This is a genomic window from Dankookia sp. P2 (assembly GCF_050632255.1).
In the GTDB taxonomy this organism is placed as follows: Bacteria; Pseudomonadota; Alphaproteobacteria; order Acetobacterales; family Acetobacteraceae; genus Paracraurococcus.
Genome location: NZ_CP192581.1, coordinates 3,500,106 through 3,522,898 on the forward strand (window position 1 = coordinate 3,500,106; position 22,793 = coordinate 3,522,898).

Below are 22,793 nucleotides of genomic sequence, written 5' to 3' on the forward strand. Positions count from 1 at the left end.
GTGGGTCGTGCCAGCGCGGCGACCATGCTCAGCCGGGCAGTGGCGAAGCGATTCTTCAGCCGCCGATCGATCTCCGCTTCGTCCGGCACCACAGCCAGCATAGCTTCCGCCAGTAGCTGGTCATGGAACAGCGCGCGCGTCGCTTCTTCCTCGGTCCAGAGAAAGGTGTCCGGCCGCGGGACGCCCTTCATGTGTAGTCCGGCCGGGCCGATCACCGTCGAGACTGGCCAATCGCTCCGTGCTCCGCACCGCAGCCTCCGCGGCCACCCACCCGCCGAGCGAGGGCGCCGACCAGATGCACGCCGCGCAGGTCGAGCGCCTTCAGCAGATCGAGCACGAAGAAGCCGACATCGTGGATGGTGTCGAACCAGTCCGGCGTGTCACTGCGCCCGAAGCCGGGCAGCTCCGGCGCGATGACGTCGTAGCGCTCCGCCAGCCGCACGAAGGCCGGCGTCCAGCGCCCGCCCCCGCCGGCACCATGCAGCCAGAGCAGGGACGGACCTTTGCCGTCGCGCTGCACCAGCGTCGCGGCAGCCCGCGACCGTGATGAAGTCTTCGTTCATGCCGGCCGTATCCCTGTTTCTGCGATCACTGCCTGCCAGGTGGCGCGTTCCGAGGGCCAGCATCGCCGCCAGTTCCTCGGCGGAGCCGCCCACTGGCTCAAAGCCCAACCCGCGCAGCCGAGCGCTGAAATCGGGTGCTGCGACGGCCTGCCGCACTGCCTTCTCGATCACCCCGGCGATTGCCGGCGGCGTGTTGAGCGGTAGGAACATGCTTTGCCAGGGCGCCGGCTCGAAGCCCGCGAAGCCCTGCTCGCCGAAGGTCGGGATCTCGCCGATCACCCCCAGCCGCTGCCGGCCACTGACCGCGAGGGCATGAACCATTCGGTCGCGGATCGGCTGCATGCCGCTGGCGGAATCGACGATGGCGCAGCGGATATGATCGGCGACCAGGTCGCGGATGATGCCGGGCGTGTTGCTGTAGTGGACGATATCGGTGGCTAGCCCGGCACGCTTGATCAGCAGCGCGGCGTTGACGTGGCTGGCCGTGCCATGGCCGTAATCGGCGATGGTGAAGCGTTCCGGCGTTGCTCTCGCCAGGGTCAGGAACTCCGCCAGTGTCCTCGCCGGCACCTGCGGCGGCACGATCAGCACCGTTGCTGCCTGGTGTAGCTGCGAAACCGGCTGGAACTGCCGCACATCATAGGTGAGATTTGGGTCGACCAACGGCGCCAGTAGGATGGAGGAGATGCTGCACATCAGCGTCTGCCCATCCGGCCTTGCCCAGGCCGCAGCCATAATGCCGACAGCGCCGACACCCTGGTTCTGGTTGTCGACCACGACGCTCTGGCCCAGCAGGTCCGCCAGCTTCGCCGCCAGGGCCCGGGCGATAACGTCGGCGCCGCTGCCGGGGCCGGAGGGCACGATCATCCGCACCGGCCGGTCTGGCCGCCATTCTGCCTGCGCCGTGGCCGCGTGCGTCACCAGCGTACTAGCTATTGCGCCGAGCAAGGGCCGTCGCCCCAATCTGCCCTGCATCGGTCTCCTCCCCCGATTGGCTCTTACGGGGAAGTAGAGCAGCGCGGGGCGGTGTCGGCTAGCCTGTAGCGGATTGGCGTTCCTGTCTGAATGCCAATCCTCTCCGGCATCGCCCCGAGCAGAGGCCATGCGGCGGTCCGCTTCGGCCAAGCTCGATTTGATCTCGATGAACCGATCCGGACCGTCTGACGACCTGCCGTATTGCTTACGGGACCTGCTACCAGCACGGAGGAGACAGCAATGCCCTGCCTGCCCCATAGCCTGTCCCCGATCCAGACACTGATCGCCACCACGTTGCTCGCGGGCCGGTCGCCTGTTCCGCTCGATCCGCCCTTTGGGACCCAGCTGCGGCCGGGCCGGCACCGGTTGCAATCGCCGCCACCAGCCAGCCCGCGAATGTCGGTGACGCGAAGCGTGCCGCTAGGGCCTACTACGATAGTGGGGCATAGGCACGAGACCTTGCGCTGGTAGCCGCTGACGCGCGCAACTGGCTCAACGAACGGACGCCAAGAGTTAGCCGGCCCGCACTGGTGCTGGACATCGACGAGACTGCCCTGACCTTCCCCGTAGGAGTAGTCCGCCGGTAAGGTAGTCCGGCGGCTACGGAGGAGGTTTGGATGGCGCCGAGGAAGGCGCACACGCCGTAGGAGATCGTCGCCAAGCTGCGGCAGGTCGAGGTTCTGGTAGGTCAGGGCAAGTCGGTGGCCGAGGCGGCCCGATCGATCGGGGTCACGGAGCCGAGCTACTACCGCTGGCGGTCGGAGTACGGCGGCCTGAAGGTGGACCAGGTGAAGCGGTTGAAGGAGTTGGAACGCGAGAACGCCCGGCGGCGGTTGGAAGTCTCGGACCTGACGCTGGAGAAGGTCATTCTGAAGGAAGCCGCTTCAGGAGAATGGTGAGCCCTGCGCGGCGGTGGGCCTGTGTCGACCATGTGGTGCGCGAGCTCGGGGTGTCCGAGCGGCGGGCGTGCAAGGTGCTGGGGCAGCAGCGCTCGACGCAGCGGAAGGCGCCGCGCGGGGCAGGTGATGAGGCCCTGCTGGCAGCTGACATCGTCGACTGGCGAAGCGCTACGGCCGGTATCGCTAGTGCCGGGTCACGGCGCTGCTGCGGGATGCGGGCTGGTCGGTGAACCGCAAGCGCGTCGAGCGGATCTGGCGACGCGAGGAGGTGAGGTGCCGCAGCGGCCGCCAAAGCGCGGCAGGCTGTGGCTGGCGGACGGCTCCTGCATCCGGCTGCGGCCGGAGCGGCCGAACCACGTCTGGGCCTACGACTTCGTCGGGGATCGCACCCGCGAAGGTCGCAAGTTCCGGATGCTCTGCTTGGTCGACGAGTTCATCCGCGAGGCGCTGGCGATCCGCGTCGCGCGCGAGCTCAGCTCGTCGGACGTGATCGACGTGCTGGCTAACCCGTTCCTGACGCACGGCACGCCCGCTCATATCCGCTCGGGCCAGGGGCCGGAGTTCATCGCCGAGGCGGTGAAGGCCTGGATCGCCAGCGTCGGCGCGAAGACGGTGTACATCGAGAAGGCAAGCCCGTTGGAGAACGGCTACGTCGAAATCCTTCAACGGCAAGCTGCGCGACGAGCTGCTGAACGGCGAGCTGTTCAACACGCTCAGGGAAGCCCAGGTGCTGATTGAGGAATGACGGCAGCATTACAACCGGGTCAGGCCGCACGCGTCGCTGGGGTATCGCCCGCCCGCGCCGGAGACAGCGTCCATGACCAGGTCGCACCTCAGCTCGGAAGCGGCTGCAGCGGCGGTCCACTAGGGATTCCACCCCGACCACTCAATGGGGGCCGGTCAGTCACGGGCGGCGCCTGCGGGATGCGGGCACTCTCGAGGTAGTAGATGGCGCGGATCGCCACCTCGTCAGCGAGGTCGCGCAGCGCGCTGGCGCCGCAGGCCAGGGCATAGCCCTCGCGGCCGAGCGAGACCTGGCCGGCGATCAGCCGCAGGTCGCGGATCGCCACGCGGTGCGGCGCGGCCATGATGTTGCTACGCGGCTGGCCGTCCGGCGGCGGATAGGCATAGGTGAAGGGCCGGCCCTCGACCGGGCCCAGGTAGTTCAGCGTGGCCTGGATCACCGCGGCGTGGCGGGCGGCGGGGCGCTCGGCAAGCTCCAGGCTCATTGTCGTCTCCTCGGGTCATGCGGGATGGTCAGCGGTGCAGGAGCGGTTCCTGCGTCAGGGCCCAGGCCTCCGACGGGGTCAGGCCGATGTCGCGGAGGTCGCGCTCCTCAAGCGCGAGAGCTGCCGCCGTTCGGCCCGGCGGGCGAGAGCCGATTCCAGCCAGGCCGGCCAAACGCCGCGGGCGGCCGCGGGCGGCACAAGGCCGCGGCGTCTTCGCCGCGGTCAGTTCGGGGGCGGCAGGCAGCGTCACGCGGGCGATGTGCATGGTCTCACCTCCTTCAGGTCGTATCCGACGCGAAGGTGGATCTGGTCCGGCGCAGCGATAATCCGGCATCTTGGACCGACACCGGTGCCCAACAGGACGCAATGACTCAGCCCTCCGATATGGCCGCCTTCGTCCGGATCGTCGACCTGGGCGGCCTTGCCCCCGCCGCGCGCGACCTCGGCCTCACCCCTCGGCCATGTCGAAGCAGCTTGGCAGGCTGGAGGCGCGGCTCGGCGTCCGGTTGCTGACCCGCACCACCCGTCGCATTGGCTTAACTCCCGAGGGCGAGACCTACCTAGCGCGGGCCCGCGATATCCTCAGCCTGATCGAGGTGGCCGAGCAGGACGTGACCGCCGGCCGCGGCCGGCCCGGCGGGCTGCTGCGGGTCAATACCGGCACCGCCTTCGCCAGACACAGGCTGATCCCGCTGTTACCCGCCTTCTTCGACCACTACCCCGCCATCACCCTCGATCTCGGCGTGACCGACCGACGCGTCGACCTCGTGGCGGAGCAGGTGGACGTGCTGCTGCGCACCGGACCGCTTGGGGACTCATCGCTGCTGGCCCGGAAGATCGCCGGCGGCGGGCGGGTGGTCTGCGCCGCGCCGGCCTATCTGGACCGCCGCGGCTGGCCGGCGGTGCCGGAGGACCTGCTGGCGCATGACTGCCTGGTGTTGCGCGGCCTGGCCCGGCTGACCGCTTGGCCCTTCCGGACGACCACCGGGCTGCAGACCCTGACCGTGCACGGCATCGCCACCACCGATAGCGCGGAGGCGCTACGCGACATGGCGCTGGCCGGGCTCGGCATCATCCGGGTCAGCGCCTTCATCGTCGCGCGCGACATCGCTGAGGGACGCTTGGTCGCGCTGTTCGAGGATGAGCACGTCTCAGAGGAGGTGCCGGTCTGGGCTGTCACGGCGCCAGGCCGGCATCGGCTGCCGCGGGTGCAGGTCTTTATCGATTTTCTCGCAAGCAACGCTGCAAAATGGTGAGGATTGGGCGTGATCTGGCTCTTGCGCCCGCACTCACTCGCCACGGCTCGAAGCCTGCGTGGCTTGTTTCAAGAAGGTCGAGGCTTGCCGCTCTTCAATAGTCCCGCCTTATGCGGCGGACCGCCGCGGTCAATGTTCGCGCTCGCCTCAGATGCGCAAATGTGGAGGCCAGCGGACCGACGTATGGTCGGCCAGCACGCCGTGGTCTTCTTCAACTGTTAGGCGTGACCGTCCTCGACCTACCCTTCACACGGGTCTTCTATTGGGCGACCTACCGCATGGTCAGGCCGAACCGTGCGCGGTTACAAAAACAGACATGGCAGGCGCGTCAAAGCCAAGCAGAAATTAGCCGCTTGCCTCTGACCCACCGCGGGGCTGATGCTTTGAACAAAGCGAACAAGGCTGCGGCGCCCTCCGCGATGCGCGTGGGTCGACCCGCCCACGGAGGAACAAGGCCATGATCCCCGCCGGGGCGATTGACTGTGATCTTCATCCGGCCCTGCCCGATACGCGCGCTTTGCTGCCCCATCTGGAACCATATTGGCGGGAACACGTGCTGCGGCGAGGCATGGAGCGGGACAACCTCGAGGCCAGCGCCTTCCCGCCCACCGCACCGATCAATGTGCGGCCGGACTGGCGACCCGAGACCGGCCTGCCTGGCTCCAGCCTGCCGGAGATGCAAATGCATCTGCTCGATCGGCTGCAACCGCGCGAAGCGATCTGCAATGTCATCCATGGCGCGCAGATGATGATGAGCGAAGACCTCTCGGCCGCGCTCTGCCGCGCCATCAACAACTGGCTCGTTGCGGAATGGCTCGACCGTGACTCAAGGTTGCGGGCCTCGATCGTGGTACCGGTGCACAGCCCAGAGCTGGCGGCGGAGGAGATCGAGCGGCGCGCGACCGACCCGCGCTTCGTCCAGGTGCTGCTGCTGGCGATGACGGAGATGCCACTGGGGCGGCGGATGATGTGGCCCATCTATCGCGCGGCGGAAAAGCATGGGCTGCCCATCGGCATCCATGCCGGATCTGCAGCTTCCGCCATCCGCCGAGCGCGGGCGGCTGGGGATCCTTCTACCTCGAAGATTACGTCTCCTACGCCCAGGGCTTCGCCGCGGCGCTGAACTCACTGCTGGCCGAGGGCGTGTTTCAAGAATTCCCAGACCTCAGGGTGGTGCTGATTGAGATCCGGCGTCACCTGGCTGCCGGCCAGCATGTGGCGCATCAACAAGACCTGGCGCGGCGTACGGGCGGAGGTGCCCTGGCTGGACCGCCTGCCCTCAGACATTCTGCGGGAGCGTGTGCGCCTGACCGCGCAGCCCTTCGACACGCCGCCCGATGCAGCCGCGCTGGCGAGCGCTGCTGGAACAGCTTCGGCTCGGACGAAATGCTGCTGTTTGCCACGGACTACCCGCATTGGCACTACGACGGGGACGAGGCCTTGCCGCCCGGCCTGCCCGCCGCGCTGATGCAGAAGATCCTCGTCGACAACCCGCTGGCGACCTACCCGCGGCTGGCCAGGGCCGCCACCCCGCTGCAGGAGGCGCACCGATGAATGTGACGCTGCGTGACCACCGGCTGGACGACCCGGCGCAAAGCCATCTCGGCTTCATCGACTGCGACGTGCACCCGTATTTCCGCACGCAGGCCGATTTCGACCCCTTCCTGTCCACCCGCTGGCGGGAGCACCGGCGGACCATTGGCGGCCGGTCGCGCCAGGGGCTCGCGAAGACCTCGCTCTATCCCCGCATGTCGCCCGGCAACGGCATGCGCGGCGATGCTTGGCCGAAAGATGGCGGGCCGCCGGGCTCCGACCTCGGCCTCATGCGCGAGCAGTTGCTCGACCTCTTCGACGTGCGCTACGGGCTGCTGGCGCCGCTGGTCGGCGGCGCGGCGGCAGAGCGCAACGTGGAGTTCGGCGCGGCCATGGCTGTCGCGGTGAACGAATGGCAATGCGCCGCCTTCTGCGACCCTGAGCCACGGCTGAAGGCCTCGATCCAGATCACGCTGGAGCACGAGGCGAGCGCCATCGCCGAGATCGAGCGGCGCGCCGGCGACGCGCGCTTCGCCCAGGTGAACATCCCGCCGCGCGGGCTGGAGCCGCTGGGCCGGCATCGCTACCGGAAGATCCTCGCCGCCGCGGCCGCGTCCGGCTTCCCGATCTCGCTGCATCTTGGCGGCACCAGCGGGCACGCCTCGACCGGCGGTGGCTGGGCCTCTTTCTACCACGAGGAACACCCGTCCTACGTCCAATCGATGCAGACCCTGGTGACCAGCATGGTCTGCGAGGGGATCTTCGAGGAAATCCCCGACCTAAAGGTCGTGCTGGTGGAGGGCGGCTTCGCCTGGTTACCGGCGCTGGCCTGGCGGCTCGACAAGCACTGGGCGCGGCTGCGCGCCGAGGTGCCGGCGCTGAAGCGCGCCCCGTCAGAATACATCCGCGAGCATATCTGGGTCACGACCCAGCCGATCGAGGAGCCGGAGCGTCCCGCCGACATGCTCTCGATCATCGAATGGATCGGGCCGGATCGGGTCATGTTCTCCACGGACTACCCCCATTGGGACCAGGATGACCCGCGCTACGCCTTCAAGGTCCGGCTGCCCAAGGACTGGGCGCGGCTGATCTACCGCGAGAATGCGCGGGCGCTCTACCGGTTGGACTGAGCATGGCGAGGCATGTCGTCGCGGCGGTGGGCGAGATCCCGCCGGGAAGCCGCAAGCTGGTGACCATCCGCGGGCGCGAGATCGGCGTCTTCAACCTGGACGGCGAGTTCTACGCCTTGGTCAACCGCTGCCCGCACCAGGGTGCCGCGCTCTGCACGGGGGAGGTGGTGAGCCGCCTGGAAGCGCCGCTGCCCGGGGAGTACCGCCTGTTGCAGCCGGGCACCATGCTGCGCTGCCCCTGGCATTGCTGGGAATTCGATATCCGCACCGGCCAGTCCTGGTGCGACCCGAACGACATCAAGGCCCGCACCTATGCCGTGACGGTCGAGCCGGGCGAGGCCCTCGCCAAGGGGCCTTTCGCGGCAGAGACCGTCAGCGTTGCGGTCGAGCAGGACTATGTCGTGCTGACGCTCTGACCGGCCCCGCCGCCGGCAATCAACAAGCAGGAGGAAACAATGTCCAGACCAACCCGCAGGCAACTTGTGCAGGCTTCCGCCTTGGCGACCGGGGCGCTCGCCACCGGGCTGGCAACGCCTGCTCTCGGCGCATCCGGGCCAATCCGCATCGGCTGGCTGCCGGCGCTGACCGGCCCCTCCTCCTCCACCGGCATCGCCATCAACCGTGGCATCGCCTTCGGCGTTGCCGAGTTGAACGCCGCCGGCGGCATTCAGGGCCGTAAGGTCGAGCTGGTCGTCCGTGACACCCAGAGCGACCCGACCAAGGCGGTGAACGCCGCCGCCGAACTGACCCGCAGCGAGAAGGTCAACGTGCTCTACGGCCCCGGTAACTCGGGGGAGGCACTGGCCTGCACCGCAGTCATCGCCCGCGCCCGCACGCCGCAGCTCAACCCCTGTTTCGTCGACGAGGTGATCGACGCCGAGAAATACCCGCTCGCCTTCCGCACCGCGCCGTCCAACCAGCAGGTTGGCGCCGCCGCCAACCGCTTCGTCATGGACATCCTGAAAATCCGGCAGATCGCCGTGATCGGCGATACTAGCGGCTACGGCACCTCCTCGGTGAAGGCTTTCGCCGGCATGCTGACCGCCGCCGGCGCCAGCGTGGTCTACGAGGCGACGATCGACGCCAACCAGCCCGATCTTCTGCCCGACATGATGCGGATGCGCAATGCGGGCGCCCGGGCGATCATGCCTTGGAGCGTCAACCCGGGCTTCCTCTCGCGCATCCTAAATGTCCGCGCGGCGATGGGCTGGGACGTGATCGTCGCCGGCCAGCCAACCCTTGGCTCGGGCCAGACGCGGGCGCTGCTCGACCGGCCGGAAGAATTGGGAGAAGGTCTACCAGACCAATTTCCGCAATCTCTGCTACGGCGAGGACGGTCGGCTGCCGGCGCGGACCGCCGACCTCATCGCCCGGCTGCAGGCGGCAAAAGTCGAAACTTCCGACACGCTGCTCTGGTGGATTGCCGCCGGCTACGACATCGCTGCGCTGGTCGCCGCCGCAGTGCGGGAGGTGGGCGAAGCGCCGGAGAAGATGGCGGCCTACTGGAACACCGCGGGTCCCTTCGACGGCGTCTATGGCCGCTATGCCTGGGGTCCGCGGCAGCATAACGGCTACCCGGACGAGGGCGTGGTGATGTCGCAGGCCAATTCCTTCCGCGACGGCACTTTCCGGCTCGCACCCGGCTATGACTGACGCTCAGCCCGCCGCGCCTGCTCCAGATCGGGCATAGTCAAGTTGTTAGACTGATAGACGCGTTTGATCGCACGGCACGACGCACTTTGTGATCACGCTGCAATTTGGACGCACGTCTCCTGCCGCCAGATCCGGAAGGCCTTAGCGCGGGCATTGCAGAACTCGATCGCGGTCATCAGATGCCTCCGCGGATGGAAGTGGCCGTAGATCATGGTGTGGGATGACAGGAAGCGCTGCGCCTGCTCCGGTGACTTGAACCGCTGCATTTGGCGTTCTCGACGCCGCGTCGGCCTGTGCGAGTTCTCCGCTCTGTTGTTCAGATATCGACTGGTTCGGTGCTTCACCTCGGGCAGGATCTCGCGGTGCGCGACCCCGTAGCTACGCAGGCCGTCAGTGACGATGCGCTTTGGCTTGTACTTCAGCCCAGCGAGCAGGCGTTTGAAGAAGCGCTTTGCGGCCGTGGCATTCCTTCGGTCCTGGACCAGAATGTCGAGCATGACGCCGTGCTGGTCCACCGCGCGCCAGAGATAATGCAGCTCGCCATTGATCTTCAGAAACACCTCATCGAGGTGCCAAGTGTCGCCCGGCTTGGGCCTGCGCTGACGAAGCTTTTGAGCGAAGTCGGCGCCGAGACTTGAGGCACCACTGCCGGATGCTCTCATGGCTGACGACGATGCCTCTCTCGGCCAGGATAAGCTCCACCTCGCGCAGGCTCAGGCCGAACACGTGGTACAGCCAGACGGCGTAGCTGATGATCTCGGCTGGGAAGCGGTATCCGGGGTAGGTGGCGGGCTCGGACGTCATCTCGCCATTCTGGCCCCGTCTCTTCGTTCCGGCCAGAAACCACGAAGCTGACAATGCCCTGCCCGGCGCTGCCGAGGCGCTCGATCACCCCGACCGGCTCCTGGCCGATGGTCAGGCCAGGGAGGCGACCGGGTACTTGCCCTTCAGGACGTGGATGTCGGCGCCGCGGATCGTCGTGGTGGTGATACGCAGCAGCGCGTGCAGCGACCCGATCTTGGGCACCGGCTTCTCGCGCAGCGCAATCCGGACTTTCTCGACGAACACCGCGGCCTGCATGGTTCGTGGCATGGCGTTCTCCGCCGTGCCGGCAGCACAGCCGCGCCACGGCGGGCATGCCTTGCGCGACCTCAAGCCACGCGGCGGCACCAGCATCACAAGGTTGTTCTTCGCCGGGTCGGGCAGGTTGATCTGCCGCCTTGCCGCCGGCGCTCGAGGTCGTCCGTTCCGCCGCCTCAGACGGCCTGCCGACGCGTCTCCTCCACCGGCGGTGCCGCGGGCCGGCGTACCACCAGCGCGATCGCACCCAGCACGCAGGCCAGGGCCGCGACGTCGAAGGCGCCAATCCGGCGCTGCACCAGCAAGGCGCTGCTGGCGACGCCAATGCAGGGCACCACCAACAGGGACAGGCTGGCGACGCTGGCCTTCAACCGTCCCACCACGGGGAACCACGCGGCATAGGCCAGCGCATTGGCGAAGACGACCATGTAGAACAGGCCGAACAGGCCGCGCCCCGCATCCGGGTGCAGGTATGTCTGGCCGTGCAGCAGCAGCCACACCACCAAGGCCGGAGGCGTGCCCAGCAGCAGCTTGCCAGGTCGTGATCAGCAGCACGGGGCTGCGGAAGCGCAGCCTCTTACTCAGCACGGTGCCGGCGCCGAAGGTGGCGCCCGCCGCCAGGCCCAGCCCGACGCCGAGGCCGCTCGGCCCCTCCGGCCCCATGGTGCCGGCCAGAACCAGCAGCACGGCGGCGAGGCCGAGGCCGAGCGCCATCAGGGTCCGGCGGTCCAGCCGCTCCCCCAGCACCGGCACCGCGAGCAGCGAGGCCCAGAGCGGCATGGTGTAGTTCAGGATGGCAGCCTGCCCCGGCCCGACCAGCATCACGCCGGCGATCAGCGCGAAGGGGAAGACCACCATGATCAGCAGGCTGAGCGCGAGCACGCCCGGCCATTCCTCGCGCTGCGGCAGCAAGCGCTTCCCCTGGACGCCGAGGCAGAGCAGCAGCAGGGTCCCGGCGCCGATATTGGCCAGCAGGCGGGCGGTGATCAGGTCCACCGCCTCCAGCGTCCAGGCCATGAAGGGGTAGCTCAGCCCCCAGCACAGCCAGACGACCAGCAGCAGCGCCCAGGTCACGCGGTCGCCTCGCTGCGCGGGTGGAAGTGCATGGGTGGAGGTTCCTTCCTGTTCGCCCCGGGATCCGACGCGGCCAGGGATGCGGCCGGGTCGCAGCCCCAGGTCATCCCTGCACGCCAGCGCGCCCGGGCCGCCGCCGCGCGTGCAGGCGCGGGGCTGCATGCAGCGGCGATGCGGCCCCGCCATCCAACTCCAGAATGCGCGGCAAGGGCAAATCCCCGGCCCTGCACCGGCAGGCGGAGATCGGAGCATGCCGGGGGGGGCCTGGACGGCGGGTGCCCGGACCGCGACCATGCGCCGGCCAACCAGGGGAGAGCGCCGGCATGACGGCCACCAAGGACGAGACCTTCGCCGGACTGCGCAAGATCGACACGCCGACCATCACCAACGTGGTGGCGACCTATCCGAAGAACCCGCTCTGCCTCGGGCTCTACAACCCATGGACCGAGGATTGGTACACCGACACCTCGATCCGCTGCCTCTATCCGGAAATGGGGCCGGTGATCGGCCACGCCGTCACCTGCGTCTACGGCCTGCCGGATCCCAACTACAGCGGCCGGCTCAGCTTCATGGACGTGATCGACGCGCTCGACGCCATGCCGAAGCCGACCATCCTGGTCATCCAGCAGAAATGGCCGCCGGAGCTGATGAACAAGGCCGGGCTCGCGGGCGAGATCATGATCACCTCCATGATGTCGGTCGGCTGCATCGGCCTGCTGTCGAATGGGCCCTCGCGCGACGTCGACGCGATCCGCAAGCTCGGCTTCCAGCTGCTGCTCGGCGGCGTGACCGCCGGGCATGGCGAGATGGCGGTGCAGGCGGTGAACGTGCCGGTCTCGGTCGGCGGCATGGATGTCGCCCCGGGCGAGTTGATCCACATGGACGAAAACGGCGCGGTGAAGTTTCCCGCCGACCGCGCCGCCCAGGTGCTCGAGAATGCCGAGAAGATGCTGGCCGGCGAAGCCGAGCACCTGGCGCGTCTGCGCGCCGCGAAGACGGCCGCCGAGGTCCGGGCGGCCGGCGGCGCCTATTCGGCCAAGCCGAAGGCCTGACGCCACGCGGCGGGGCGAGGCCAACAGGCCCCGCCCTGGCCCGGGCAGCGTGGCGCAGCGGCCACGAAGATGGATATCCTGATCGCGGCCAAGGGAGGAAATGCCGATGACCCCGAATGGGCGCGTGGTGTTCAGCCGGATGGAGGAGGTGGTCTTCGGTCGCCCAGCGGCGCAGGCGGTGGCCGAACAGGCCGCGCGCCTGGGCGCGAGGCGCGTCCTGCTGATGGCGAGCGCCACCCTGGCGCGGGACACCGACCAGGTCGCGCGCATCCGCGATTCGCTCGGCGAGCGGTTCGCGGGGCAATACCAGGGGATGCCGGCGCATTCGCCGCGCGGCGCCGTGCTGGACGCCACCCGCATGGCGCGCGAGGCGGCCGCCGACCTGATCGTCACGGTCGGCGGCGGGTCGCTGACCGACGCGGCGAAGGCGGTGCAGCTCTGCCTCGCCAACGATATCGACAGCACCGAGGCGATGGACCGGCTGCGCCCCGGCGGCGCGATCCTGCAGGCCCCGCGGCTGCGCCAAGTGGCTGTGCCGACCACCCTTTCGGCCGGCGAGTTCAGCGCCTTCGCCGGCGTGACGGATGAGCGCAGCCGGGTGAAGGAGGTGTTCCACCACCCCGGGACCATCCCCGCGGCCGTGGTGCTCGACCCGGCGATGACTCTGGCGACGCCGGAATGGCTGTTCCTCTCGACCGGCATCCGCGCGGTGGACCATTGCGTCGAGGGGATCTGCTCCGCCGAGGCGCAGCCCTATGCCGATGCGCAGGCGCTGCACGGCCTCGGGTTGCTTGCCGCCGGGCTGCCGCGGGTGAGGGCGGATCCGGCGGACCTCGAGGCGAGGCTCGAGTGCCAGCTGGGCTCCTGGCTGTCCATGGCGCCGCTGGCGACCGGCGTGCCGATGGGCGCCAGCCATGGCATCGGCTACGTCCTGGGCGCGGCCTTCGACATCCCGCACGGCCATACCTCCTGCATCATGCTGCCGGCGGTGATGCGCTGGAACCGCGCGGCCAATGCGGACCGCCAGGCGCGGGTGGCCGCCGCCATGGGCCAGCCGGGTGGGGAAGCGGCGGAGGCGCTGCACGCCCTCATCGCCGGGCTCGGCATGCCACGCAGCCTGGGCGCGGTCGGCATCGGGCACGATGCCTTTCCCCGCATCGCCGCACGCGCCATGGCCACGCCCTGGGTGCCGCGCAATCCGCGCCGCATCGAGGGGCCGGAGCAGGTCATGGAGATCCTGGAGCATGCGGCATGAGCCGCTTCGAGAGCTACCGCGACCGGTTCTCGTGCCTCAGGATGCGGCGCGAGGACGGCATCCTTGAGATGCGGCTCCATACCGATGACGGCCCGCTCCGCTGGGGCCTGGTGCCGCATGGCGAGCTGCCCGACGCCTTCGCCGAGGTGGCGCGCGACCGGGAAAACCGCGTGGTGATCCTGACCGGCACGGGCGAGGAGTTCTCCGGCCTCCGTGCCACGGCCGCGACGCGCTCGCTGGCCCAGGGCATCACCGCCACGGCCTATGACCGGGTTCACTGGGAAGGCCGGGCGCTGCTGATGAACCTGCTGAACATCGAGGTGCCGGTGATCGCCGCCATCAATGGCCCGGCCTGGCGGCATTGCGAGATCCCGTTGCTGTCCGACATCGTTCTGGCTTCGGAGACGGCGCAGTTCCAGGATTCGGCGCATTTCATGTCGGGCATGCTGCCGGGCGACGGCATGCACATCGTCATGCCGCTGCTGATGGGGATGAACCGCGGTCGCTACTTCCTGCTGACCGGCCAGACGCTGAGCGCCGGGGAGGCGCTCGGCCTCGGCCTGGTGAACGAGGTGCTGCCGCAGGCTGCAGGTGCTGGACCGCGCCTGGGAACATGCCCGCCTTCTGGCGCAGAAGCCGACGCTGCTGCTGCGCTACACCCGGCTGATGTTCACCGAGCACCTGCGCAAGCGGATGCAGGACCTGCTGGGCTACGGCCTGGCGATGGAGGGCCTGGCGCTGATGGAGCAGCCGGGATAGCTCCGCCGGGACCGGCGCGGCGCCCTACAGGTAGCTGGTGGCCAGCGTCTTGCCGTCCTTGCCGCGCAGCAGCTCCTCTGCGCTGCCAGCCAGCGCCACGCGGCCGCGCCGCAGCACCAGGCCCTGGCGCGACACCTTCAGGGCCAGGGCCGCCATCTGCTCGGCGATGACGACGACGATGCCGCTCCGCGCCGCATAGTCGGTGATGAAGCCGTAGATCTGCTGCACGATGATCGGCGCGAGGCCGAGCGAAGGCTCGTCCAGCAGCAGGAAGCGCGGGCTGCGGATGGTGGTGCAGGAGAGGATCAGCATCTGCTGCTGCCCACCCGAGAGCAGCCCGGCCGCGATGCGCGCCTTGGCTTCCAGGATGGGGAAGCGGGCATAGACCTCGGCCAGGGAGGCTCCCAGCGCCTCGCGGCGGGCACCGAAGCTCCAGGCCAGCTTCAGGTTGTCCTCCACCGTCAGCTGGCGGAACAGCCGGCGGCCCTCCATGGCATGCGCGACGCCAAGCTTCGCCCTGGCCGGCGGCGGCAGGGCGGTGATGTCCTGGCCATCCAGCAGCACCTGGCCGGCCGCTACCGGCGCGATACCGGAGACCGCCCGCATGAGCGAGGACTTGCCCGCGCCGTTGGCGCCGAGGATGGCGGTGATGCCGCCCGGCGCGGCCTGCAGCGAGACGCCGTCCAGCGCCCGCACCGCACCGTAGTGCACCGAGAGATCGCGCAGCTCAAGCATGGGCGGCCTCGTCGCCGAGATAGGCGGCGATCACCTGCGCATCGCCGCGCATGCCGGCGATGTCGCCGCGGTAGATCATCCGTCCGCTGTCCAGCACCACCACTTCGTCCACAAGCTCCGCCAGGAAATCCATGTGATGGTCGATCAGCAGGATGGCCAGGCCCATCGCCTTCATGTCGCGGATCAGCTGCGCGAGCCGGTCCATCTCCGTCTCGGACAGCCCCGCCGCAGGTTCGTCGAGCAGGATGACGCGCGGGCGGGCGAGCAGGGCGCGGCCCACCTCGGCCATGCGGCGGGTGCCGTAGGGCAGGGTGTCGATCGGCCGGTCCGCCACTTCGGTCAAGTCCGACAGCGCCAGCACCGCCTCCACCAGCGCCAGCTGCGCGGCTTCCTCGGCGATGGCGGAGGGCAGGGCGAGCGTGGCGGCGAGGCCGCCATGGCGCAGCTGGCGGTGCGCCCCGAGCAGCAGGTTCTCCCGCACGGTGAAATGCGGCACCAGGCGCGGGTCCTGGAAGGTCCGCACCACGCCGGCCCTGGCCACCTGGTGGTCGGGCAGGCCGGTGATGTCCTGGCCGCCGAAGCGCACACGCCCCGCAGCCGGCCGGTAGATGCCGGTGACGACGTTGACGAAGGTGCTCTTGCCCGAGCCATTCGGACCGACCAGCGCGGTGATCCGCCCCGGCTGCAGCCGCAGCGAGACATCGTCCACCGCGACCAGCCCGCCGAAGCGCATGGTGATGCCCTCGGCCTCCAGCGCGGTGCCATCGCCCTCGGGGCGCAGCGCGGTCGCATCCGCGCGCAGATGGGTGGCGCGGACCAGGGCGCGCGGCTTGATGAAGCGCGGCGGGTCGAAGAGCAGGCCGCCGATGCCGCGCGGCAGCACCAGCAGGGAGAAGGTCAGGATGAGCCCATAGGCGATGAACTGCCATTCGGCGAAGACCTGAAGCCGTTCCGGCAGGAAGGTGAACAGCGCCGCGCTCAGCACCTGCCCGGCGATGGAGCCCAGGCCGCCGACGATGGCGATCACCAGCACCTCGATCGAGCGCGGCAGGGCGAAGCTTTCCGGCCCGAGATAGCCGACGAGATGCGCGTAGAGCGCGCCCGCCAGCCCCGCCAGGGCGCCCGAGAGCGCGTAGGCCAGCTGCTTGGTGCGGCCGGCCGGGATGCCGATGCTGCCGGCCGCGACCTCGCTGACCTGGATGGCGTATAGGGCGCGGCCGATGCGCGACTGGGTCAGGTTCCGCACCAGCAGCATGACGCCCGCGGTGAGCAGCAGCATAAGCTGAAAGTAGCGCAGCCCGTCGACCTTGATGCCGAGGATGCTCAGCGTACGCAGTGCCGCCGAGGGCACGCCGGGCAGGCCCATGGTGCCGCCGGTGAGGTCGTTCCACTCCCGCACGACCTCGAAGAACACCATGCCGAAGCCGAGCGTCATCATCGCCAGGTAAACGTCGCGTACCCGGTTGGCCGGGAAGGACAGCAGCCAGCCGGTCAGCCCGGCCAGCAGCACCGCCGCCGGCACGCCGAGCGTCATGTCGAGCCCGTGGGTCTTCACCAGGATGCCGGTGCAATAGGCGCCGATGCCGAAGAAGCCGGCATGGCCGAGCGAGATCTGGCCGGCAAGGCCGGTGAGCAGGTTGATGCTTTGGGCGAAGATAGCGGCAACCAGCACGAAGCTGGCGATCTGCAGGGTTCCAGGGGAGAGTAGCGGCGCCACCAGCAGCAGCGCCAGCACCAGCGCCGCCTGTACGCGCCAGTCGGCGACGGCCGCGCTCAGCCGCGATCGCAGCGCATTCATGCCTTGCTGACCTCCGGCCGGCCGAACAGGCCCTGCGGCCGCACCGCCAGCGCCAGCATCAGCAGCGCGAAGGCGATGCCGTGTTCCGCCGCGGTGGAGACGTAGCCGCCCACCAGCTTGCTGATGACGCCGACCATCAGCCCGCCGGCCAGCGCGCCGAGCGAGCTGCCCATGCCGCCCAGCACCGCGGCGACGAAGCCGAGCAGGACCAGGTCGAAGCCGAAGGCGGGGTCCACCGTGCCGCCGATCTGGGCGATCAGCACCCCGGCCACCCCCGCCAGGACCGAGGAGAGCATGAAGGAGCCGAGGATCAGGCGTCGCACCGGGATCCCCTGCACCAGCGCCAGTTCCGGGTCGAGCGAGACGGCGTGCACCGCCTGGCCCCACACCGTGCGGCGTATGAAGAGCTCGAAGGCCAGGATCAGCGCGACGGCAACCGCCAGCACCACGAGATACTGCAGGGAGACGTACTGCCCGAACAGGGTGACGAAATCCTGGGCGGTGAACACCACGTCGGGAAAGGCCATGGCCTGCGAGCCGAAATACTTCGCCGCCATGCCTTGCAGGAAAATGCCGAAGCCGAGCGTGGAGACCACCCAGCCCATGCTGCCGCCGCTGGACTGCAGGGCTGGGCGTACCGTCCAGCGCTCGATGAACATGCCGAGCGCCGCGACGGCGACCAGGCTGCCAAGCACTGCCATCGCGGTCGCCAGGCCCTGGCTGGAGAGGAAGACGGTGAGCATGGCGCAGAGCATCATCAGCGAGCCCTGGCCGAAATTCAGCGTCCTCGTGGTCCAGAAGGTCAGGTTCAGGCCGAGCGCGATGAGCGCATAGACCGCGCCCACGCTGATCCCGGCCAGCAGCAGCGAGAAGAAGAAATCATCCATCGCCTAGTCACGCAGCTCCAGCACTACGCGGTCGCCGCGCTTCAGCATCTCGTAGGTGCCGAGGTCATCGAGCTTCAGCGCCACGTGGTTCTCCGGCGTGAAGCTGATGCGGCGGACGGTCGCGCCTTCGAAATCCCTGGTCTGGTCCAGAGCGCCCACCATGTCGCGCGGGGCGGTCGAGCCGGCGCGGCGGATCGCGTCGATCAGCAGGCTGATGCAGTCGTAGCCGCTGCCCACGGTGCCGGCGAGCGAGATGAGCGGGTTGGCGGCATCCGGCCCGTACCAGCGGTCGGTGCCGAACTTCGCCCGGTAGAGATCGGCAGATCTCTGTGCCGCCGGGTGCATCGGGCGACGGCCGAATGCTGCATGGTTCACCGCGCGGGTGCCCGCCACCAGGTCGCCGGCGCCTTCGATATAGGGCACAGTTACCGCGCCGGCGGCGCCGTAGAGCGCCAGGTTCATGTTCAGCCGGCTCATGTTGCGGCGGATCACCGCGAAATCGGCGCCGAGGCCGATGACCAGCATCGCCTCGGCATTCGCGCGCTGCACGCGGACCAGCTGGGCGGTCATGTCCTGGGCACGCTGGTTGTAGCTTTCCACCGTCACCCTGGCGTCCGGCTTGCGGCCGGTGATCGCCTTCCGGACCAGGTCGGCGCCGGTCACGCCGTAGCCGGTGCTCTCGTGCAGGATGCCGATGCGGCCGAACTGCGACAGCGCCGCCGCCAGCTTCTCCGACTCCACCAGGTTGCCGATGGAAATGGAGAACAGGTTGGGCCGCGGCGGCTTGTCCGGGCCGTTGGGATAGACGATCGCGGGGGTCTGCGCCTGCGGGTTGATGATCGGCCGGCCATCGGCCTGGATCATGTCGGCGATCGCCAAGGTGGGTCCAGAGCCGGAGGGGCACATGAGCCCGACGATCTCGCGGTTGTCGAGGATGCGGCGCAGGTTCTGCACCGCGCGGTCCGGCACCAGCTGGTCGTCCAGCACCTCGGCCAACTCGACCATGCGGCCGTTGATGCCGCCGGCCTTGTTGCACTCCTCCACGGCGATCTGCGCGCCGCGATTGATGCCCTCGCCGAACTCGTTGAAGGGGCCGGTCAGCGCGGCGGTGAAGCCGAGCTTGATGGTGCCGGACTGCGCCCGGGCGAGGCCCGGCAATGCCAGCGCGGCGGCGCCCAGTGCCAGGCTCCTGCGGTTCATCTTCATCTTGGTCTCCCCCTTCGGACTTCGCCGTCATCCCTCGCCGGGCGATTGTGCTTCGTTGAGCAGGATCGGCACGCCACGCGCGGTGCCATGGGCGCCGGGCCGCGCCGTGCATGGGAACGCGGGCGCCACCGGCATGCGGATGCGGCGCCGGTGCGTGGAGGGCGATGTCGGCGAACCCGCGAACCTGCGGCTCGGGCACGTCATCACGTAGGGGCAGGGCGGAGAAGGCTCGGTCGGCCTCGGTAGTACCGGAATCGAGCGCTTGGCTCCGGACCGGATCCCGATTGCCGCATGCCGACTCCGGCGCGCGCTGGCGCAGCGAGAGCTCGCTCATGGCCGCTCGTCTTCCCCCTTTTCCGACCCTGGACGCGTATGCCGCGCCTCGGCCGGCCGGGAGCATGCGTCATTGCGCCGGGATTGGAAAGCGGTGCCGCCCCACCTCGCGGCGGCGCTGCGCGACGCGGACTGCCCTAGAGTGGGCCGAGCTTCCCGAGTTCCATCGCCTTGATCTGCAGCGCGAGGTATTTCGAGTTGATGCGGCATTGCGACAGGCCGCCGGCGATGAACCAAAGGCCCTGTTGCGGCGTGCGCTTGAACATGTTGTTCAGCTCGCCATCCTCGCCGATGCCCCAGACTGGCCCGATGCGGTCCAGCATCGCATCGCCGATCGCACGGCGGACGAGCTCCTCCTGCGGATAGTAGCCGGTCGCCAGGACGATGAGGTCGGCCGGCACCGTCGTGCCGTCCTTGAGCAGCGCGCCGGCGGCGGTGAAGCGTTCGATCCGGTCATACTGCAGCAGGCCGAGCTTGCCCTTGATCATGAGGGCGGAGCTTCCGGCATCCAGATTGTAGCCGCCGCCGCGGCGGAAATACTTCATCTGGTGACCGGTCTCGTCCTCACCGACATCGTGCTTGAACCCGATGCCCCTGAGGCCCTCGATCATCTCGCGGTCGAGCTCGAGCATGCGCTGCGTGACGGCCTTGTAGGCCTTGATGATCAGCGGCGGCGTGGCGGAGGAGACGATCAGGTCGCAATCCTCGAGCCGTCCGCCCTCGTCCCAGATAGCCTCGTTGAGCCTGGCGCTCGGATCGATCGAAACGACGGTTGTGGAACCCCGCTGGATCAGCGTCGTGTTCACGCCGTGGCTATGCAGATCGAGCGCAATGTCGTTGGCGCTGCTGCCCGTGCCCAGGATGAGCGCGTTCTTCCCCGCCCAGCCCGCGCCGCTGTCGAAGCCCTCGGAATGGATGATTTCACCCTTGAAAGCGTCGAGGCCCGGCAGGTCCGGAAGCATCGGATAGCTGCTGACGCCGTTGGCGAAGACAAGATGACGGGGCCGGAGGATGCGTTCGTCGCCATCGGCGCGCTTCACCCGGGCCGTCCAGCATTTCGCCGCCTCGTCCCAGGCACCGCCGACGAACGTGGTCCCCGTCCAGCAGTTGATCTCCATCGCGTCGGCGTAGAACTCGAACCAGTTTCCCAACATGTCCTTCGGGATGTATTTCGGCCAGGTCGGCGGGAATTCCATGTAGGGCAAGTGGTTCAGGTGAATCGAGTTGTGCAGCGCGAGGGAGTGGTAGCGCTTCCGCCAACTGTCGCCGATGCGCGGCCATTGCTCGACAACAAGGGTGTCGACGTCGAGCTGGTTGAGCCGCGCGGCGATGGAGAGACCCGCCTGGGCACCGCCGATCACCAGGACCGCCGGCTCCCGGTCGTCGTAAGCGCTGGCCTTGCGGCGCATGTCGGCCCGATTGTCGCCGCCGAAATCCCGCGAGTAGGCGGCACCGGTCGGCCGGTTGGCGCCGATCCGCTCCTCGTGGCCTGCCAGCGCCTCGAGCGTGGTCGAGAGCAGCCAGGCCTTCATCGCGCCGTCTTCCTCGATCGCTGGCGAAAGGCGGATCAGGCCGGCGCCACGGCCTTCCGCCGTGCTGGATCTGAAGATCGCCTCGACGCTGTCGATGCCCAGGCGCTTGACCTGGCGGGGCGGCTTCCGGCCTTCCGGCAGGTGGAAGCCGCGCGCGGCCGTGCGCCCTGCTCCGCCGCGAGGCGCAGCGCGATGGCGTCCCGGCCGGCAGCGGGCGTCAGGTGCCAGGTGAAGGCCAGGATGTCGCGCCAATGGGAGTCCGCATGGAAGAGCGCGCCGATCCGTGCGGCATCGCGGGCTGCGAGCGCCGCCTCGAAGGCATCGAGCCAGCCCGCGGCGGAGCGCCGGGCCTGGGCCGCACGCTGGAACGCCTGCAGGGATTCATCGAAATCGTCCATCGTCGCCTCGCCCCGAGGCGTTGTTCTCGTGGCCGCCTCGCTGCGGGATGATAGTCAGGTCGCCCGACCTGCGTCCATGTCGGCGGCCGGCGGGGCCGCGCACCTGCAGGGCGACTTCCGCATCGTCCGCTCACGAGCCAGGGCGAACCAGCCATCCGGCGCAGGCCTCGACGCTCACGCGCCGAAGGTGATGCCTTCCTTTTTGTACATCTCCTTCACTAGTCCTCAAGAGCAGGCCGATCTCCGGCGAGCGGTCGCCCTTGCGCGTGCTCATGATGATCGGCGAGACCGCCCCGGGCTCGTCCAGCCGGCGGTAGACCACGTTGTCGCGCCGCAGCCGCTCAACCGAGGCGGGCACGATGCAGACGCCGCTATCCGCAGCCACCAGGCCGAGCGCGGTCTGCAACTCGCGCACCTCATGCACCGCCTGCGGCTTCACGTCGCGCGCCCGGCACAGCGCAAGCACCTGGTCGGCGAAGCTCGGGCGCGGCGCCCTGGGATAGACGACCAACGCATCGCCCGTGAACTCGGCCAGTTTCAGCAGGCCTGTCCGCGAGGCAAGCCGGTGGGTCAAGGGCAGAGCGACGCAAAGCGTCTCGTTGCGCAGCAGCGTCCGCTCGATCACCGGGTCGTTGAACGGGATGCGGCCGAAGCCGACATCGATGCGGCCCTCCTTCAGCGCCGCGATCTGCTCCATCGTCGTCATCTCGAGCAAGGTAAGCTCGACCTTCGGCCGCGCCGCGCGGTAGCGACGGATCACCTCCGGCAGGTAGCCGTAGAGCGTCGATGCGACGAAGCCGATGCCGAGCAGCGTGCGTTCCGCCTGGCGCATGCGCGCCGCCATCGCCTGCATCTCCTCCATCCGGTCGAGCACCTGCACCGCCTGCTCGAACAGCAGCCGCCCGGCATCGGTGAGCGCGAGCGGCCGGCTCGCGCGGTCGAACAGCGCGACGCCGAACTCGTCCTCGAGCTGCTGGATGGCGCGGCTCAGCGGCGGCTGAGCGATGTGCAGCATCGCCGCCGCGCGGGTGAAATTCCGCTCGCGCGCCACGGCGACGAAGTAGCGGAGCTGCCGCGAGTCCACCCGATACCTCCCAGGTATTGTTGCAACCTATTTAGTCTTGGAAACGGTCCGGCGAAAGGCGGCATCTGGCCCGGACGGAGGAAACACGATGTCCAAGATACCGCGCCAGGACCCGGTCCCGCCTCGCTCCCAGCGTGAAGGCTGAGGGCAGCGCCATGTTCCTCTGCCTCTGCAATGCCCTGACGGACAGGCAGGTCGCCGACGCGATCCATCAGGGTGCCCGCCGCCCGCGCGAGGTCTACGCCCGCTGCGGCTGCCACGCCCAGTGCGGCCGCTGCACGGCGTCCATTTTGAACGCCCTGCATGTCGGCGCGGCGGCGCCGTCCAGTCCTTCGAACAAGCAAGACCGATAGGAGAACGTC

At 68.9% G+C, this 22,793-nt stretch carries 22 protein-coding genes and 3 pseudogenes; 12 read left to right on the forward strand and 13 right to left on the reverse strand.

The genetic code is table 11. The features are described from left to right. Window positions 1-211 precede the first annotated feature (211 nt). Window positions 212-442, reverse strand: a complete 231-nt coding sequence (locus tag ACQ86J_RS20660; protein ID WP_431267006.1) for an alpha/beta fold hydrolase — start codon at window positions 440-442, stop codon at window positions 212-214. Beyond that, window positions 381-1,538 carry a Bug family tripartite tricarboxylate transporter substrate binding protein gene (locus ACQ86J_RS20665; protein WP_431267007.1) on the reverse strand — a complete coding sequence of 386 codons (1,158 nt, stop codon included), beginning with the start codon at window positions 1,536-1,538 and terminating at the stop codon, window positions 381-383. Before ACQ86J_RS20665 ends, ACQ86J_RS20660 begins: the two co-directional genes overlap by 62 nt. Before the next feature lie 650 nt (window positions 1,539-2,188). Between ACQ86J_RS20665 and ACQ86J_RS20670 the strand changes: the two are divergent. After that, a pseudogene (locus ACQ86J_RS20670) lies at window positions 2,189-3,305 on the forward strand (IS3 family transposase). Here ACQ86J_RS20670 and ACQ86J_RS20675 read toward each other — a convergent pair. After that, entirely contained in the window at window positions 3,271-3,666 is a 396-nt protein-coding gene (locus tag ACQ86J_RS20675) for a hypothetical protein (protein WP_431267008.1), read from the reverse strand. The pseudogene ACQ86J_RS20670 and the gene ACQ86J_RS20675 overlap by 35 nt on opposite strands. A gap of 28 nt (window positions 3,667-3,694) precedes the next feature. Further along, window positions 3,695-3,931 carry a hypothetical protein gene (locus ACQ86J_RS20680; RefSeq protein ID WP_431267009.1) on the reverse strand — a complete coding sequence of 79 codons (237 nt, stop codon included), beginning with the start codon at window positions 3,929-3,931 and terminating at the stop codon, window positions 3,695-3,697. Between the two features lie 196 nt (window positions 3,932-4,127). On the opposite strand from ACQ86J_RS20680, the gene ACQ86J_RS20685 reads away from it, so the two are divergent. The 6 genes from ACQ86J_RS20685 to ACQ86J_RS20710 all read left to right on the forward strand — a co-directional run bounded on the left by ACQ86J_RS20685 (window position 4,128) and on the right by ACQ86J_RS20710 (window position 9,153). Next, entirely contained in the window at window positions 4,128-4,922 is a 795-nt protein-coding gene (locus tag ACQ86J_RS20685) for a LysR family transcriptional regulator (protein ID WP_431267010.1), read from the forward strand. Window positions 4,923-5,379: 457 nt separating this feature from the next. Next, a complete protein-coding gene (locus ACQ86J_RS20690; RefSeq protein ID WP_431267011.1) occupies window positions 5,380-6,045 on the forward strand; it encodes an amidohydrolase family protein in 666 nt (221 codons plus the stop codon). A gap of 20 nt (window positions 6,046-6,065) precedes the next feature. After that, on the forward strand, window positions 6,066-6,476 hold the full coding sequence (locus tag ACQ86J_RS20695) for an amidohydrolase family protein (protein WP_431267012.1): 411 nt from the start codon (window positions 6,066-6,068) through the stop codon (window positions 6,474-6,476). After that, window positions 6,473-7,585: an amidohydrolase family protein gene (locus tag ACQ86J_RS20700; protein WP_431267013.1), complete on the forward strand. Its 1,113-nt coding sequence runs from the start codon at window positions 6,473-6,475 to the stop codon at window positions 7,583-7,585. The genes ACQ86J_RS20695 and ACQ86J_RS20700 overlap by 4 nt, the downstream gene beginning before the upstream one ends. A 2-nt stretch (window positions 7,586-7,587) precedes the next feature. Further along, window positions 7,588-8,001, forward strand: a complete 414-nt coding sequence (locus tag ACQ86J_RS20705) for a Rieske (2Fe-2S) protein (RefSeq protein WP_431267014.1) — start codon at window positions 7,588-7,590, stop codon at window positions 7,999-8,001. Between the two features lie 39 nt (window positions 8,002-8,040). After that, window positions 8,041-9,153: an ABC transporter substrate-binding protein gene (locus ACQ86J_RS20710; protein WP_431267015.1), complete on the forward strand. Its 1,113-nt coding sequence runs from the start codon at window positions 8,041-8,043 to the stop codon at window positions 9,151-9,153. A 177-nt stretch (window positions 9,154-9,330) separates the two neighbouring features. Here the strand turns inward: ACQ86J_RS20710 and ACQ86J_RS20715 are convergent. Further along, window positions 9,331-10,042 (reverse strand): annotated as a pseudogene (locus ACQ86J_RS20715) (IS6 family transposase). A gap of 111 nt (window positions 10,043-10,153) precedes the next feature. Beyond that, window positions 10,154-11,392, reverse strand: a complete 1,239-nt coding sequence (locus ACQ86J_RS20720) for an EamA family transporter (protein WP_431267016.1) — start codon at window positions 11,390-11,392, stop codon at window positions 10,154-10,156. A 323-nt stretch (window positions 11,393-11,715) separates the two neighbouring features. Between ACQ86J_RS20720 and ACQ86J_RS20725 the strand changes: the two genes are divergently transcribed. The 4 genes and pseudogenes from ACQ86J_RS20725 (at window position 11,716) to ACQ86J_RS20740 (ending at window position 14,458) form a co-directional block, all read left to right on the forward strand. After that, complete coding sequence (locus ACQ86J_RS20725) at window positions 11,716-12,444, forward strand: RraA family protein (RefSeq protein ID WP_431267017.1); 729 nt, start codon at window positions 11,716-11,718, stop codon at window positions 12,442-12,444. 106 nt (window positions 12,445-12,550) lie between these two features. Next, complete coding sequence (locus tag ACQ86J_RS20730) at window positions 12,551-13,699, forward strand: iron-containing alcohol dehydrogenase (RefSeq protein ID WP_431267018.1); 1,149 nt, start codon at window positions 12,551-12,553, stop codon at window positions 13,697-13,699. Window positions 13,700-13,767: 68 nt separating this feature from the next. Beyond that, window positions 13,768-14,226 (forward strand): annotated as a pseudogene (locus ACQ86J_RS20735) (enoyl-CoA hydratase/isomerase family protein); the annotation flags it as partial. Window positions 14,227-14,290: 64 nt separating this feature from the next. Beyond that, complete coding sequence (locus ACQ86J_RS20740; protein WP_431272727.1) at window positions 14,291-14,458, forward strand: hypothetical protein; 168 nt, start codon at window positions 14,291-14,293, stop codon at window positions 14,456-14,458. Between the two features lie 24 nt (window positions 14,459-14,482). Here the strand turns inward: ACQ86J_RS20740 and ACQ86J_RS20745 are convergent, their stop codons facing one another. The 7 genes from ACQ86J_RS20745 to ACQ86J_RS20775 form a co-directional block, all read right to left on the reverse strand. After that, complete coding sequence (locus ACQ86J_RS20745) at window positions 14,483-15,193, reverse strand: ABC transporter ATP-binding protein (RefSeq protein ID WP_431267019.1); 711 nt, start codon at window positions 15,191-15,193, stop codon at window positions 14,483-14,485. Further along, window positions 15,186-16,991 carry an ABC transporter permease subunit gene (locus ACQ86J_RS20750; RefSeq protein WP_431267020.1) on the reverse strand — a complete coding sequence of 602 codons (1,806 nt, stop codon included), beginning with the start codon at window positions 16,989-16,991 and terminating at the stop codon, window positions 15,186-15,188. The genes ACQ86J_RS20745 and ACQ86J_RS20750 overlap by 8 nt, the downstream gene beginning before the upstream one ends. After that, window positions 16,988-17,878 (reverse strand): branched-chain amino acid ABC transporter permease, encoded by an 891-nt coding sequence (locus tag ACQ86J_RS20755; protein WP_431267021.1) that lies wholly within the window; start codon window positions 17,876-17,878, stop codon window positions 16,988-16,990. Before ACQ86J_RS20755 ends, ACQ86J_RS20750 begins: the two co-directional genes overlap by 4 nt. A gap of 3 nt (window positions 17,879-17,881) precedes the next feature. Next, window positions 17,882-19,084, reverse strand: coding sequence for an ABC transporter substrate-binding protein (locus tag ACQ86J_RS20760; RefSeq protein WP_431267022.1), 1,203 nt, complete (start codon window positions 19,082-19,084; stop codon window positions 17,882-17,884). A gap of 470 nt (window positions 19,085-19,554) precedes the next feature. Then, on the reverse strand, window positions 19,555-20,949 hold the full coding sequence (locus tag ACQ86J_RS20765; protein ID WP_431267023.1) for a flavin-containing monooxygenase: 1,395 nt from the start codon (window positions 20,947-20,949) through the stop codon (window positions 19,555-19,557). Between the two features lie 35 nt (window positions 20,950-20,984). After that, window positions 20,985-21,347: a hypothetical protein gene (locus tag ACQ86J_RS20770; RefSeq protein ID WP_431267024.1), complete on the reverse strand. Its 363-nt coding sequence runs from the start codon at window positions 21,345-21,347 to the stop codon at window positions 20,985-20,987. Window positions 21,348-21,477: 130 nt separating this feature from the next. Further along, window positions 21,478-22,431 carry a LysR family transcriptional regulator gene (locus ACQ86J_RS20775; protein ID WP_431267025.1) on the reverse strand — a complete coding sequence of 318 codons (954 nt, stop codon included), beginning with the start codon at window positions 22,429-22,431 and terminating at the stop codon, window positions 21,478-21,480. 155 nt (window positions 22,432-22,586) lie between these two features. Here ACQ86J_RS20775 and ACQ86J_RS20780 point away from each other — a divergent pair, with 155 nt between their 5' ends. Next, window positions 22,587-22,784: a (2Fe-2S)-binding protein gene (locus ACQ86J_RS20780; protein ID WP_431267026.1), complete on the forward strand. Its 198-nt coding sequence runs from the start codon at window positions 22,587-22,589 to the stop codon at window positions 22,782-22,784. Window positions 22,785-22,793 lie beyond the last annotated feature (9 nt).